The sequence below is a fragment of the Methylobacterium sp. UNCCL125 genome (genome assembly GCF_900116795.1).
GTDB classification, from domain to species: domain Bacteria; phylum Pseudomonadota; class Alphaproteobacteria; order Rhizobiales; family Beijerinckiaceae; genus Methylobacterium; species Methylobacterium fujisawaense.
The window spans coordinates 91484-105679 of the sequence record NZ_FPBW01000022.1; the positions used below are offsets into that span (position 1 = coordinate 91484).

A 14196-nucleotide genomic window follows, 5' to 3' on the forward strand; every position below is an offset into this window, starting at 1 on the left:
GGACCTGCCATGCCGCGGCCCCCGCTCACAGGACCTACCAGCGGTAGATCAGGCTGCCGATGACCGTCGCGGGCGCGCCGCGATAGCAGTTCCCGAACGCGCAGGTGTTATAGGTCCGGTCAAAGATATTGTAGGCGTTAACCTGCGCGCGCAGCCCCTGATACTTCGGATCGATCGCCGCGAAATCGTAGGCCACCAGAGCGTCGTAGAGCGTTACAGTCGGGTTCCGCACCGTATTGTCGTCGTCAGCGAAGCTCGTGCCGATGTAGCGGATGCCACCGCCCACCGTCAGCCCGCGCAACGGCGAATATGTCGGGAACGCGTAGGTCAGGAACGACGTGTAGGTGTCGCTGGGGATGCCAGAAACGCGGTTTCCATCCTGCGTGGCGCCCGTAAACGAGGTCTGGCTCAGGAAGCGGAAATCCAGGTGGGTGTAGGCGATCGTCAGGTTCGTGCCCGGAGCGAGGTTGGCCGTGGCCTCGGCCTCGAAGCCGCGGGACCGCACGGAGCCGGTGGCCGCCTGGAAGGCGAGGTTGGTCGGGTCAGTCCGCAGGATGCTCGACTGCACGATGTCGAATCCCGCGAAAGCGGTCTGAATGTTGGTCCCGGGGATCAGGTACTTTACACCCGCCTCGATCTGGTCACCCGTCGCCGGCTTGAAAGCTTGGCCGCGCACATCCGTGCCCACCTGCGGCGTGAAGGTCGTGGCATAGCTGGCATAGGGCACGAGGCCGGGCGCCAGGAGATAGTTCAGGCCGACCCGGCCGGTGAAGGCGGTGTTGTCCTGGCTCGTCACCGCGCTGACGGGTGAGGTCCGGTTATCCTGGAAGACCCAGTCATGACGGCCGTTCAGCGTCAACACGAAGTCGCCGAACTTGGCCTGATCCTGGAGGTAGACGCCGATCTGGTCCTGGGCTTGGCGCGTCGGGCTCGCGAGAACGGGTGTCGGGATGAATTGTTGGCCGTAATTCTGGGTGATTAGGTTGAGAGACGGCGCAGAACCGGCGCCGAACCGGTTGCTCAGGCCATAATGGGCGTAATCCACACCGGCCACGAGGGTATGGGAGATCGGGCCCGTGGTGACGTGCGCCTCGAGCTGGTTATCCAGAGTCTGCTGGACCAATCCCTCGCGGATGTAGCCGGTCGATCGGGTACCGATGGTGCGTGCCTCGTTGATCGAATCGATTCCGGTGTACTTCGCGCTCAGGAAGACCCCGTAGTGCCGAAAATTCTGACGGAAGATCAGGTCGTCCGAAAAGCGGTGCTCGAAAGCGTAGCCGACACGGTATTGCGTCTGATCGAGCCCGGCAAAGCGGGGGTCGCCGCTGTAATACTTGGTAACGCGGAAGCCGGGATCATTGTAGTAGAACACCGTCGCCGGCGTATTCCGGACCTGAAATTCGCTCAGAAACGTGAAGGTCGTATCGGCCGAGGGCTTCCACGTGAAAGCGGGGGCGATGTTGAGCTGGTCGTCGTTCGTGCCGCGGCCGATGAAGGTCCCCGCCTCCCGACGCACACCCGTCAGGCGGTAAGCCATGGTGCCGCCGGTGCCCTCGATCGGTCCGCCGAGATCGAAATTGCCCTGGAAGCGATCAAAGCTCCCCGACTGGAACCAGACTTCGCCGAACGGCGCGAAGACCGGCCGCTTCGACGTGGCGTCGAGGATGCCACCCGGTGAGCCGAGACCGTACAGGCCGGAGGCCGGTCCGCGCAGAACGGTGACGGATTCCAAGCCATAGGGCTCGATGCGCGGGAAGATGAAGCCGCTCCCGATCTGACGCAGGCCGTCGCGATAGGTGCCCTGGTTGGAGAGCACATCGAAGCCGCGGATGAAGATCTGATCGAAGCGCGGGTCGAAGCCGGACACGTTGATGGTCGCGCCTGGAACGTAGGCGAGCGCGTCGCTGAAGCTCTGCACGTTGCGGTCGTTGAGCTGCTCGCGGGTGACCACGGAGACCGATTGCGGGGTCTCGATCAGAGGCGTGTTGGTCTTCGTGGCGGTCGGGCTCACCCGCGCCACGTAGCCGGTGATGCCGGAGGGCCCGCCGCCGCCGCCGCTGGTGGCGGCGCTGCCGCCGTCACCGCCGCTGACATTGCCGCCGCCGCCGCCGGATCCCGTCGGAGCCGCCACGGCCGGCCGGGCGGCCTCCACGGAGATCTCGTTGAGCTGCACGGCGGTCTCTTGCGCGGCAGCCGCCGGGGCGAGGGCAATCGTGGTCAGCGCCGTGGTGGCGAGCAGCAGGCCGGACTGGGCGATACGGAATGACATCGGAGACCCCGAAACGCGCCCTTACGCGGCGCCTGGGGTCCACGTACCATCGTTCACGGGTCCTTGAGCAAGCCGAAAACGTGTTGTAAATCACACACTTAGAAGACTTCAAATCTGGAACGGTTCGAGCCTAGAACTCGAGCGGCGGCTCCCGCAGGGCGTCGGCCTCCCGGGTACAGGCGGCCTGATCCGGCACCGTCCCGGCGCCCGCCATGGCGCTCCGGAGCTCGGCCCGAGCCCGGTCGAGGTCCGCCCGGAAGGTTGCATCCCCCATCAGGGCGGCGAAGACCGCGGTGCCGGTGAGGCGTCCCGCCGCCACGTCGCTGAGCCAGTGCACGCCGCAGACGATCCGGCTCTCGCCATAGGCCCGGCCGCGGGTCAGGATCGGCGTCGCCTTCTCGGGAACCAGGGATGCAAGGATCAGCGCGTAGGCCCACCCCTGGGTGGCGTGCCCGGAGGGATAACTGAAGCTGTCGGCCAGGGCCTGGCTGCGCTGCACGCAGATCGGCGCCTCGTTGCCCACGAACGGGCGCAGGCGGCGGTAATGGACCTTGGGGCCCCGCGTCGCCCGGGCGAGGTCGAGGCGGGCGCGCTCCAGGAGGTTGATCACCGCCGGCACCCGCGCCTGATCGATCCGGGTGCCGAGGACGCAGGCGAAATTCTCCAGCACCGCCGCCGCGCCCTCCGCGACGTCGTTGGCGGCCAGGTCCCAACGGGCCGTTCCCTTGAGGACACGGGTGCTGTTGAAGGCCGCCCGGTCGGCCTTGTCGAGGGGCGCGTCGTGGGCCGGCGGGGCCGGCAGGATCTGGACGGCGTCCGGCACCGCCGCGTCCGCCAGGTAGGGCTTCACGGCCGGCTTGCCGGGCTTCAGCGTCTCGGCGCCCAGGGACGGGGCTGCAGGGGTCATCGCCGGGGGGTGGTGGGGCGCATCCTCAGCCCGGGCCGCGACGGCCAGGAGGAGGGCGAGGGCGGCCGGGGCGAGGAGGGGCAGGGACGGCGTGCGCAGCATCGGATCCGGGGCTCTATCGGATGGAATCTGCGGGGCGCGCCCGCTGCCGGACCAACGGCTCAGCCGGCACATCCAGTCCCTGCACAGGCGCCCTCTTCTGTCCAGGGTGACGGTGCCGATCCGCGCCGACTGTCACGCGTGATCGCGCCCCCGCCGCAATCACGCCGCCCGGATCGCGGCGGCCACGGCGCCCGGATGCTCCTCGTGCGGGCTCAGGGCGCCGGGGATCGCGGCGCCGGTCACGCGGCCGCCGGCGATGAGGGCGTCCATCTCGGCGCCCGAGCGCCGGGGTGCGCCCTCGGGCCGCAGCACCAGGGTCGGCGGCAGGCCGTCGCCGAACAGGGCCAGGAAGGCGTCGCGGCTGCCCACCGGATCGAGGCCTCCGGTGACGAAGGCGGCGGTGCCGAAGCGGCCGTTGCGCTGGCGGGTGATGGCGTGCTTGTCGCGGATCAGAGCCGGGGTCACCCGGGCGGCGTCGGCATAGACATGGGCGCGCATCATCCGGCCGATGATCGGTGGGCTGATGTTGATGCGGTAGAGCGCCTCGCCGAGGAGCGGCGCCTCCACGGCGCGGCGGATGCGCGGGAACCAGTGCGCCCGTCCCGGCATCGCGGTGGGCAGCGGCCCCCGCCAGGTCGGCGCCACCAGGACCAGGCGCGCGAAGGCCTGCGGATGGCGCCGCGCCGCCGCCACGAGGTAGCCGGCGGCATGGCCGGCCGCGACGCCGAGCGCGTACGGGCCGGGGGCGGCGGCGAGCAGGGCGTCGAGGAAGGCGTGGAAGGTCGCGGGGGCGAGGGGCACCCGCGTCCGCGGCCGGGCGCCGAAACCGGGCCAGTCGGGCACGAGGCAGCGATACGCGGTTCCCAGGTCGCGGGCGAGGTCCCGCATCTCGGCGCGCGCCGAGATGGTCGACAGGGCCGGGAGCAGGAGGGCGTCCGGCCCCGCTCCGAACACGTCGCAGGGGGTCGGCACCGGCCGGCCCGCCACCGTGAGGTTCAGCTCCAGCGTCTCCATCGCGCTCCCGCCAAGCACGCTCCCGCCCAGTCTCAGGACATCAGGTGCGCAGCAGCTCGTTGATGGCGGTCTTCGACCGGGTGCCGGCATCGACGCGCTTGACGATCACCGCGCAGTAGAGGCCCGGGCCGGGCGATCCGTCCGGGAGCGCCTTGCCGGGCATCGTGCCCGAGACGACCACGGAGTAGGGCGGCACGCGGCCGTACATCACCTCGCCGGTGGTCCGATCAACGATCTTGGTGGAGGCGCCGATATAGACGCCCATGGACAGGACGCTGCCCTGGCCGACGATGACGCCCTCCGCCACCTCGGCGCGGGCGCCGATGAAGCAATCGTCCTCGATGATCACCGGGTTGGCCTGGAGCGGCTCCAGCACGCCCGCGATGCCGGCGCCGCCGGAGATGTGGCAGTTCTTCCCCACCTGCGCGCAGGAGCCGATCGTCACCCAGGTGTCGACCATCGTGCCCTCGCCCACATGGGCGCCGAGATTGACGAAGCTCGGCATCAGCACGGCACCGGGGGCGATGTAGGAGCCCCGGCGGACGAAGCAGCCCGGCACGGCGCGCAGGCCCGCGGCGCGGAACTCGGCCTCGCCCCAGCCGGCGAATTTCGACGCGACCTTGTCCCACCAGGGCGCGCCGCCGGGGCCGCCCTCGATCGTCGCCATGTCGTTGAGGCGGAAGGAGAGCAGCACCGCCTTCTTCAGCCACTGGTTGACCACCCAGTCGTGGTTGCCGCTCTTCTCGGCGACCCGTGCCTTGCCCGAATCGAGCAGCTCCAGGGCCGTCTCGACCGCCTCGCGCACCGCCCCCTGGGTGGCGGTCGAGATGTTGGCGCGGTCTTCCCAGGCGGCTTCGATGGTCTGGGCGAGATCGGAATGGGGCAGGCCGGCCTGGGACATGGAACGGGTCAGAACTCTTGCGGCGGGAGCCCGTGCTTACAAGCGGCCATCGGAGCTGTCACCTGAGGAGATGCCGTCGATGACCTCGAGGAGCCCGCGCACCTGATCGAGATCGGTCACCAGCCCGGCGAGGTCGTCCGCCAGGGTGTCGTGGACGGCCTGCGCGGCCGCGGGGAATTCCTCCAGCACCCGGCGCATCAGCATCGGCGTGATGCGCATCACCGCGGCGCTCCCCTCGGCCCGGGCTTCGGTCGGGCGGGTCCCGCGTACGAACAGGGCGAGCTGGCCGATCAAGGCGGAGCGCCCGGCCCGCACCGGCTCGGCCCCCGGGGACCGGGGTGCCAGCCGGATCGTCCCGGCCATCACCACGAAGCCGCCATCGGCCGGATCGCCGCGGGAAAACAGCAGGTCGCCGTCCGCGAGGTCGCGGCGCTCCGCCGCGAAGGTCAGCAGGCGCAGGGCATCCCGGTCGAGGAAGCCGAACAGCGGTGCGGCCGCGAGGATCGCGATGTCGTCGTCGAGCCCCAAGAACGCCTCACCACCCTGCGCATACGCGAACCTGCCGGATCGCCTACACGTAAAGCTTCAATTCGTCAGGGCAGCAACTTGTATCCGCCCCCCTCGGTCACGAGGATCGCGGCGGTGGCGGGGTTCGGCTCGATCTTCTGGCGCAGCCGGTAGATATGCGTCTCGAGCGTATGCGTGGTCACCTGGGCGTTGTAGCCCCAGACCTCGGCGAGGAGGGTGTCGCGGTTCACCACGGCCCGGCCCGCCCGGTAGAGGAAGCGCAGGATCGCGGTCTCCTTCTCGGTGAGCTTCAGCTTCGAGCCGCGCTCGCCGACGAGGAGCTTGGCCCCCGGCCGGAACGTGTAGGGGCCGATCTGGAACACCGCGTCCTCGGAGGCCTCGTGGCTGCGCAGGTGGGCGCGGATCCGGGCCAGCAGGATGCCGAACTTGAACGGCTTGGTGACGTAGTCGTTGGCGCCGGCCTCCAGCCCCTCGACATGGTCCGCCTCGGAATCCTGGGCGGTCAGCATGATCACCGGGCCGCGGAAGCCGCCGGCCCGCATCCGGCGCACGGCCTCGCGCCCGTCGAGGTCGGGCAGGCCGACATCCATCACGGCGAGGTCGATGCGCTCGGCGGCGACCCGTCGGATCGCGTCCGTGGCGTTGGCTTCGGTGAAGACCGTGAACTCGTCGCAGAGATCGAGCTGCTCGGTGAGGGTATCGCGCAGGATCGCGTCGTCGTCGCAGATCAGCAGGCGGTAGGCATTCGGCATCGTCCGGGGCCCCAGAGCAGGCTGCGGGAGAGGCGGGGGCCGCCTGCCGGGTGCAGCATGCGATGACGTCAGGATCTCGGCAGGATCGCGGCGCGACTCTACCGAGGCTTGTGTTTCCGCATCCTTTCGCCGCCGCGGCAATCGCCGCGGTGAACGGGCTGCGGGATCGGGGCGCACCGCTTCAGGATCAAGGCGTCGGACCCCACGGCGAGGCGGTGGGCTGGCTCCCGAATCCCGGCTCGGCGGCCCGGGTTCAACCGAGAAATAGAGCGCCCTTTGTGGCCGGAAGTTGCCTTGCGCGCAATTTTTCACCGGTTCGGAGTACGGATCTCGGGCATAAGGCGCGCCGGGCCGGGTGGATTCGGGAGGACGGAGATGCGGCGGCCGAGCAGGGGACCCGTCCGCCTGACCCTGGGGGACATCCGCGTGCGGGCCACGGTGGGGGACCGGCGGCGCGGGCAGCTTCTCGTCGGCCCGGCGGTGATCCCCTGCGCCCTCGGGGCGGGCGGGATCGTGATCGACAAGCGCGAGGGCGACGGCGGCTCGCCGCGCGGGCGCTTCCGCCTGCGGGCCGGCGCCTACCGGCCCGATCATCTCGGGATCCGGCCGCGCACGCTGCTGCCCCTGCGGGCGACCCGGCCCGACGACGGCTGGTGCGACGAGAGCCGGGACCGCCGCTACAACCGGCCGATCCGCCTGCCGGCCCCCGAGATCAGCGCCGAATCGATGTGGCGCGGCGACGGGCTCTACGACGTGGTGATCGATCTCGACTACAACCGCGCCCCGATCCGGAAGGGGCGGGGCTCGGCGATCTTCCTGCACATCGCCCGGGACGGCTACCGCCCGACGGAGGGCTGCGTCGCCCTGGCCCGGGCCGACCTGCTGCGGCTGCTGCGCCGCCTCGGGCCGCGGACGCATCTGCGGATCGGCTGAGGCCCGACCTCAGGCTCAGGCCTTCCGGGTCCGGGCCCCGAAGATCGCGGTCCCGACCCGGACATGGGTGGCGCCGAGCTGGATCGCCGCGGGGAAATCCGCGCTCATGCCCATGGAGAGGATCGGCAGGTTGTGGGCCTTCGCGAGCCGGGCCAGCAGGGCGAAATGGGCCGAGGGCGGATCCTCCGCCGGCGGGATGCACATCAGCCCCTGAATGGCGAGGCCGTGGGTCTCCTGGCATTCGGAGAGCAGGGTGTCGAGTTGATCCGGGAGCACGCCGCCCTTCTGCGGCTCTGCGCCGGTATTGACCTGGATCAGAAGCTTCGGCGTCCGGCCGGACCGGTCGATCTCCTTGGCCAGCGCCGCCGCGAGCGACAGCCGGTCGAGGGAGTGGATCACGTCGAACAGGGCGACAGCCTCCCGGGCCTTGTTGGATTGCAGCGGCCCGACGAGGTGCAACTCGACATCCGGGTAGCGGGCCCGGAGGTCCGGCCATTTCGCTACGGATTCCTGGACGTAGTTCTCGCCGAAGACCCGCTGTCCGGCCTTGAGCGCCGGCAGGATGCCCTCGGCCGGCACGGTCTTGGAGACGGCCACGAGCTGGACCGTGGCCGGATCGCGCTCCGAATCCTCGGCGGCCCGGGCGATGGCCGCCCGGACCTCGGCGAGACCCGCGGCGACATCGGCCTGCCCCACCGGAAGCTTCGCGGTCACATGCCCCATCCCGTCGGTGGGAGGCGCGCTGGGTTCGGTCTTCGCGTCGTCCATGGCCTTGCCTGTCCTGTCGCTGCCGGGCGGCGGTCCGCGCATCCCCGCTGCCGTGATTCTCGAGGGGACGGTCATCCTGTCCAACCCCCTCATCCTGAGATGCCGAAGCGCCGCGGAGGCCTCGAAGGAGGGTCCCGGCCGTCCGCCACCCTGCAGCCCGCCGTCGAGGCGGCGGCGCCGCGTCTCAGGATGAGGGGGTTGGATGGGATCGCTCCGGCGCGACCCCGCCTCATGTCCCGCCTCTCCCTGTCCGACCTATGCGTTCGCGCGCCCCGCGCAAGCCCGAATCGCGCGCTGCGTTGACCGGCTGCGGCGCAGATATGCTATCGCGGCGCGACCGTGCCGTGGTCATCCTTCGGAATGACCGACGAGCCCCTGACCCAGCCGGATCCATGACCAGCACCGCCCCCCAGCCCGTCGAGCGCTACAACGCCAAGGATGCCGAGCCGCGCTGGCAGGAAGCCTGGGCTGAGAGGCGCCTGTTCGAGACCGACAATTCCGACAGCCGTCCGAAATACTACGTTCTTGAGATGTTCCCCTATCCGTCGGGGCGCATCCACATGGGCCATGTCCGCAACTACGCGATGGGCGACGTCGTCGCCCGCTACAAGCGCGCCCGCGGCTTCAACGTGCTGCACCCGATGGGCTGGGACGCCTTCGGCCTGCCGGCCGAGAACGCCGCCATGGAGCGCAAGGTCAACCCGCGGGACTGGACCTACGCCAACATCGCGTCGATGCGCGACCAGTTGAAGGCCATGGGCCTGTCGCTGGACTGGAGCCGGGAGATCGCGACCTGCGATCCCGACTATTACAAGCATCAGCAGCGCATGTTCCTGGACTTCTTGGCGAAGGGCCTCGTGACCCGCCGCACCGCCAAGGTGAACTGGGACCCGGTGGACCACACCGTGCTCGCCAACGAGCAGGTGATCGACGGGCGCGGCTGGCGCTCCGGCGCCCTGGTGGAGCAGCGCGAGCTGACCCAGTGGTTCTTCAAGATCACCGACTTCGCCGAGGACCTGCTGACCGCGCTGGACGGGCTGGACCGCTGGCCGGAGAAGGTCCGGCTGATGCAGAAGAACTGGATCGGCCGCTCGGAGGGCCTGGAGGTTCTTTTCGCACTTGTTCCGGATGCCCACGCCGCAGCGGCCCAACGTGCGGCGGATGGGGTCCTCCGTGACATCAAGGTCTACACCACGCGGCCCGACACCCTGTTCGGCGCCAAGTTCCTCGCCGTGGCCGCCGATCATCCGCTGGCGGCAGCGGTTGCCGCAACAAACCCCGCTCTCCAGGCCTTCATCGAAGAATGCCGGCGCACGGGCACGGCCCAGGCGGCGATCGACACGGCGGAAAAACTCGGCTTCGACACCGGCCTCACCGTCCGCCATCCCCTGGACCCGTCCTGGACGCTGCCGGTCTACGTGGCGAATTTCGTGCTGATGGAATACGGCACCGGCGCGGTGTTCGGCTGCCCGGCGCACGACCAGCGCGACCTCGATTTTTCGAACAAGTACGGGCTCGGCAACACGCCGGTGGTCTGCCCCGAGGGGCAGGATCCGGCGACCTTCGTCATCACCGACACCGCCTATGTCGAGGACGGGCGGATGATCAATTCGCGCTTCCTCGACGGCATGAGCACCGGGGAGGCCTTCGAGGCCGTGGCGCGGCGCCTGGAAGGGGAGGGGATCGCCAAGCGCAAGGTCCAGTTCCGCCTGCGCGATTGGGGCGTCTCCCGCCAGCGCTACTGGGGCTGCCCGATCCCGATCATCCACTGCGAGTCCTGCGGCCCGGTCCCGGTTCCGGTGTCAGACCTGCCGGTGAAGCTCCCCGAGGACGTCTCCTTCGATCAGCCCGGCAACCCGCTGGAGCGCGACGCGGCGTGGCGGAACGTGCCCTGCCCGCAATGCGGCGCGCCGGCCCGGCGCGAGACCGACACGATGGACACGTTCGTCGATTCGTCCTGGTACTACGCCCGCTTCACCGCGCCCTGGCTCACGGACGCGCCCACCGACCGCGCCGTGGTCGATCGCTGGCTGGCGGTGGACCAGTATATCGGCGGCATCGAGCACGCGATCCTGCACCTGCTCTACGCCCGGTTCTTCATGCGGGCGATGCGCGAGACCGGCTGGGCCGGCGTCTCCGAGCCCTTCGCCGGCCTGTTCACGCAGGGCATGGTCGTTCACGAAACCTACAAGGACGCGGCCGGCGCCTGGGTGCCCCCGGCCGAGATCCGCTTCGCCACGGAGGAGGGCGAGCGCCGCGCGTTTCACGTGAAAACTCAGGCGCCGATCACGATCGGCGCCATCGAGAAGATGTCGAAGTCGAAGAAGAACGTGGTCGACCCCGACGACATCATCGCGAGCTATGGGGCCGACACGGCGCGCTGGTTCATGCTCTCCGACTCGCCGCCGGAGCGCGACGTGATCTGGACCGAGGAGGGCGTGCAGGGCGCGGCCCGCTTCGTCCAGAAGGTCTGGCGGCTGGTCAACGCGGCCGTGCAGGCGACCGGCGACGGCGCCGCGGACCTGCCCCTGCGCAAGGCCGCCCACCGGGCGCTGGCCTCCGTGCAGGACGATATCGAGCGCCTGCGCTTCAACCGCTGCGTCGCCCATATCTACACGCTGGCCAACGCCCTGGAGGATGGCCTGCGCGGGCCGGTCTCGGGACAAGCGGCGCGGGAGGCCGCCGGCATCCTGGTCCAGCTCATCGCCCCGATGATGCCGCACCTCGCCGAGGAGTGCTGGTCCGTCCTCGGCCGCGGCGGCCTCGTGGCCCAGGCGCCCTGGCCCGAGACCGAGGCGGGACTTCTCGTCGAGGACGAGATCACCTTGCCGGTCCAGATCAACGGCAAGAAGCGTGCGGACGTCACCGTGCCCCGCGATGCCGACGCCAAGGCCGTGGAGGCCGCGACCCTGGCGCTGGAGGCGGTCCAGAAGGTCCTGGAGGGCAAGGCGCCCCGCAAGGTCATCGTCGTGCCGGGGCGGATCGTGAACCTGGTGGTGTGAGGCGTCGATCTGCCGATCCCATCGGGAATCGACTCCATCCCACCCTCCATCCTCATCCTGAGGTGCCGGAGCGCAGCGGAGGCCTCGAAAGAGAGCTCCCGCCAGCCGGGCGATCCCGGGTGCCCTCCTTCGAGGCCCGCCGACGCGGGCACCTCAGGATGAGGGCACGGGTGAGGTCAGCGGATTCCAGGGCGAGGACGGCTCTGCCGGGCCTCTGTCACAGCGCCGGGTTGACGAAGGCCTCAGCGCGCCGCGTGACGCCCCTCAAGGCGCCGCCAACTCCGGGTCCTGCCCGCTGGCTTCCAGACCGCGCCGCACCAGTCCGTCCCGCTTCGCCTGCGCGATGAACGCGGCGAGGTAGGCGGCCCCGGCCGCGCGTCCGACCGGCAGGCCCATGGCCTGCGGGATCTCCATGAAGTGCCCCGGCAGCAACCGCACCTCCGGATACGCCGCCGCGTAGGCGGCCAGCGGCTGATGCACGCCCGCCGCCACCTCCAACCCGTCCCGCGCGAAGGCCGTCACCGCCTCGGCCGAGGTCGGTGCCCGCACCAGGGTCGCGTGCGTCAGGGCGCGGGTCAGGAATAGGTCGTAGGCGCTGCCGCGCCCCACCGAGACGCGCACGCCGTCGCGATCCACCGCCTCCGGGGACCGGAGCGGCGAGGCGGCCGGCACGAGGTAGCTGCCGGCGATCAGCACGTAGGGCTCGGTGAAGCTGATCCCCTCGGCGCGCTTGGGGTCGATCGCCAGGAAGCAGATGTCCCAGGTTCCGGAGCCCGCCGAGCCCGAAACCGCGCCCGCTCCCGGATAGGTGATGAACGCCACCGGCACCCCGAGCCGCGCCGCCAGGGCCCGGGCCAGATCCACCGAGACCCCCGCGGGCCCGTCCGGGCCTCCCTGAGCGAGCACCGGGTTGCCGAGATTGATCGCCGCCCGGAGCGTGCCGGTGGGGGCGAGGTCGTGCAGGACCGTCGGATCGGGTGCCATCGGTCTCGTCTCGGCATGTGCGGCGGCGGGGAGCAGCAGGAGGAGGAGGGCTGCGCGGATCCACATGACGGTCGCTCCGCCTCAGGCGCGCCGCGCCGGCCCGGTCGACGCGGGGACACCGTCCCGGGCGGGACGGCGGCGCCGGCGGGCCAGCATGTTGAGGACCTCGACGCCGGCCGAGAAGGCCATGGCCGTGTAGACGTAGCCCTTCTGCACATGCGCGCCGAACCCCTCGGCGATCAGCGTCATGCCGATCATGATCAGGAAGCCGAGCGCCAGCATCACCACGCTGGGGTTTCGGGCGATGAAGGCCGAGAGCGGCTCGGCGGCGACCAGCATCACCACCACGGCGGCCACCACCGCCACCATCATCACCAGCACGTGCTCGGTCATGCCCACCGCGGTGATGATCGAGTCGACGGAGAAGACGAGGTCGAGGAGCAGGATCTGGCCGATCGCCGCGCCGAAGCCCAAGCTGCCCCCGGTCGGCCTGTCCGTCTCGGGCTCCGGATCCACCGTGTGGTGGATCTCCTTGGTGGCCTTCCACAGCAGGAACAGGCCGCCGCCGATCAGGATCAGGTCGCGCCAGGAGAAAGCCTGGCCGAGCACCGCGAAGACCGGTTCGGTCAGCTGCACGATGAACGCCACGGTGCCGAGCAGCCCCAGCCGCAGGATCAGCGCGAGCCCGATGCCGATACGCCGCGCCCGGGTCTGCTGATCGGCCGGCAGCTTGTTGGTCAGGATCGAGATGAAGATCAGGTTGTCGATCCCGAGCACCACCTCCATCACCACCAGGGTGGCGAGGGCGGCCCAGACGGCCGGCTGGCTCGCGAGTTGGAGCAGGTCGGTCACAGGCTGGGGGCCTCACTGGTCGGGAACAAGCGGCTGCCCAGGGTGGTGAGGTCGAACGGGCTGGGGCCGCGCACCGGCTCGGGAGCCAGCACCCGCAGAATCTGCGGGAAGACCTTGAAGTGGGCGGGCGTGTGCGTGGTCAGCTCGCCGTCGGTGTTCACCGGCCGGGGTCTGCGGGTGGAGAGGCGGATCTCCTGCGCGTGGAACGCCCGCACGTCGGCCGCCCGTCCATGCGTGCCCCGCCGAAGCGCCGGGAGCAGGGTGATGAGCCGCCACCAGTGATCGATCTCCAGGCTGTAGAAATCCAGCTTGCCGTCATCCACCGCGGCCATCTCCTCGACGGTCATGCCGCCGCCATAGTGGCGGCCATTGCCCACCGAGACCTGGATCGTGGTGACCTTCTCCACCGTGCCGTCATGCTCGATCGTGACGGTGAAGGGCCGGACACGGCGCAGCACGCGGACAGCCGCGACCGCGTAACCGAGCACGCCCCAGGTCTTCTTGGATTCCGCCGTGAGTTCGCCGGCGAGTTCGGCGGAGAAGCCGATGCTCGCCACGTTGAAGTAGTAATGACCGTTGACCCAGCCGAGATCCACCGGCCGCGCCTCGGCGGCGGGGATGAAGCGGGCGGCCGCCAGGGGATCCAGCGGCAGGTTGAGGGAGCGGGCGAGGTCGTTGGCCGTGCCGAGCGGCAGGATGGCGAAGGGCAGGCCGGCCTCCACCAGAGCCGGGGCGGCGTAGTTCATGGTGCCGTCGCCGCCGCCGAGAATCACGAGGTCGACCGCGCCGGCGCGGTCGCGGATGACATCCCGGCAATCGGCCTCCGGCGACGGCTCCTCCGGCTCGATCCCGCCCTCCCGCAGGATGGCGCGCACCTCGTCGAGATCCAGGGCGCCATTGCGGGCCTTGGCGTTACAGATCAGCAGGGCCCGGCGCTGGCGCGTGCTCATCGTGTGCGTCCGGGACGGGTGCCGGACAGCGTTTCGGTCTCAGGTCGGGCCAAGGGATCCTCGGTGCACGGCGGCAAGGGGGTGCCAGGGGAACGCGGGAACGGCGAAAGGCCGAGACTGTCCCCGACTTGGTACCCAAACGCACGAACGCAACCCCATCATCCCCGCAATCCAGGGCTGGTCGCCGCCGCGCAGTCGGGCAGGATGTGACGCGCGCCCGAAGCCCCCGTGGAA

At 70.2% G+C, this 14196-nt stretch carries 12 protein-coding genes; 2 read left to right on the top strand and 10 right to left on the bottom strand.

Annotated elements, in window-relative coordinates; genetic code table 11:
- Positions 1-34: 34 nt before the first annotated feature.
- The 6 genes from BM396_RS21895 to BM396_RS21920 all read right to left on the bottom strand — a co-directional run bounded on the left by BM396_RS21895 (position 35) and on the right by BM396_RS21920 (position 6473).
- Positions 35-2269 carry a TonB-dependent siderophore receptor gene (locus BM396_RS21895; protein WP_043384067.1) on the bottom strand — a complete coding sequence of 745 codons (2235 nt, stop codon included), beginning with the start codon at positions 2267-2269 and terminating at the stop codon, positions 35-37.
- Positions 2270-2399: 130 nt separating this feature from the next.
- A complete protein-coding gene (locus BM396_RS21900; protein WP_043346862.1) occupies positions 2400-3278 on the bottom strand; it encodes an acid phosphatase in 879 nt (292 codons plus the stop codon).
- Between the two features lie 159 nt (positions 3279-3437).
- The gene (locus BM396_RS21905; RefSeq protein ID WP_043384071.1) at positions 3438-4292 is read right to left on the bottom strand and encodes an alpha/beta fold hydrolase; all 855 of its coding nucleotides are present in this window, start codon (positions 4290-4292) and stop codon (positions 3438-3440) included.
- Between the two features lie 40 nt (positions 4293-4332).
- Positions 4333-5178, bottom strand: coding sequence for a 2,3,4,5-tetrahydropyridine-2,6-dicarboxylate N-succinyltransferase (gene dapD / locus BM396_RS21910; RefSeq protein ID WP_043384148.1), 846 nt, complete (start codon positions 5176-5178; stop codon positions 4333-4335).
- 51 nt (positions 5179-5229) lie between these two features.
- A complete protein-coding gene (locus tag BM396_RS21915; protein WP_043384073.1) occupies positions 5230-5721 on the bottom strand; it encodes a cyclic nucleotide-binding domain-containing protein in 492 nt (163 codons plus the stop codon).
- 65 nt (positions 5722-5786) lie between these two features.
- Complete coding sequence (locus tag BM396_RS21920) at positions 5787-6473, bottom strand: response regulator transcription factor (protein ID WP_043346856.1); 687 nt, start codon at positions 6471-6473, stop codon at positions 5787-5789.
- A gap of 375 nt (positions 6474-6848) precedes the next feature.
- Here BM396_RS21920 and BM396_RS21925 point away from each other — a divergent pair, with 375 nt between their 5' ends.
- Positions 6849-7406: a L,D-transpeptidase family protein gene (locus tag BM396_RS21925; protein WP_043346855.1), complete on the top strand. Its 558-nt coding sequence runs from the start codon at positions 6849-6851 to the stop codon at positions 7404-7406.
- Between the two features lie 15 nt (positions 7407-7421).
- Here BM396_RS21925 and BM396_RS21930 read toward each other — a convergent pair whose 3' ends face one another.
- Positions 7422-8129, bottom strand: coding sequence for a YggS family pyridoxal phosphate-dependent enzyme (locus BM396_RS21930; protein ID WP_199807251.1), 708 nt, complete (start codon positions 8127-8129; stop codon positions 7422-7424).
- 437 nt (positions 8130-8566) lie between these two features.
- Here BM396_RS21930 and leuS point away from each other — a divergent pair, with 437 nt between their 5' ends.
- Complete coding sequence (gene leuS, locus BM396_RS21935; RefSeq protein WP_043384077.1) at positions 8567-11176, top strand: leucine--tRNA ligase; 2610 nt, start codon at positions 8567-8569, stop codon at positions 11174-11176.
- Between the two features lie 264 nt (positions 11177-11440).
- On the opposite strand, the gene BM396_RS21940 is transcribed toward leuS, so the two are convergent.
- From BM396_RS21940 to BM396_RS21950, 3 genes are read right to left on the bottom strand one after another with little or no spacing between them, the layout of a single operon-like run.
- The gene (locus BM396_RS21940) at positions 11441-12226 is read right to left on the bottom strand and encodes an ABC transporter substrate-binding protein (RefSeq protein WP_081948692.1); all 786 of its coding nucleotides are present in this window, start codon (positions 12224-12226) and stop codon (positions 11441-11443) included.
- A 15-nt stretch (positions 12227-12241) separates the two neighbouring features.
- Entirely contained in the window at positions 12242-13012 is a 771-nt protein-coding gene (locus BM396_RS21945; protein ID WP_043384081.1) for a TerC family protein, read from the bottom strand.
- The gene (locus BM396_RS21950; RefSeq protein ID WP_043346841.1) at positions 13009-13962 is read right to left on the bottom strand and encodes a lipid kinase; all 954 of its coding nucleotides are present in this window, start codon (positions 13960-13962) and stop codon (positions 13009-13011) included. Before BM396_RS21950 ends, BM396_RS21945 begins: the two co-directional genes overlap by 4 nt.
- Between the last annotated feature and the right edge of the window lie 234 nt (positions 13963-14196).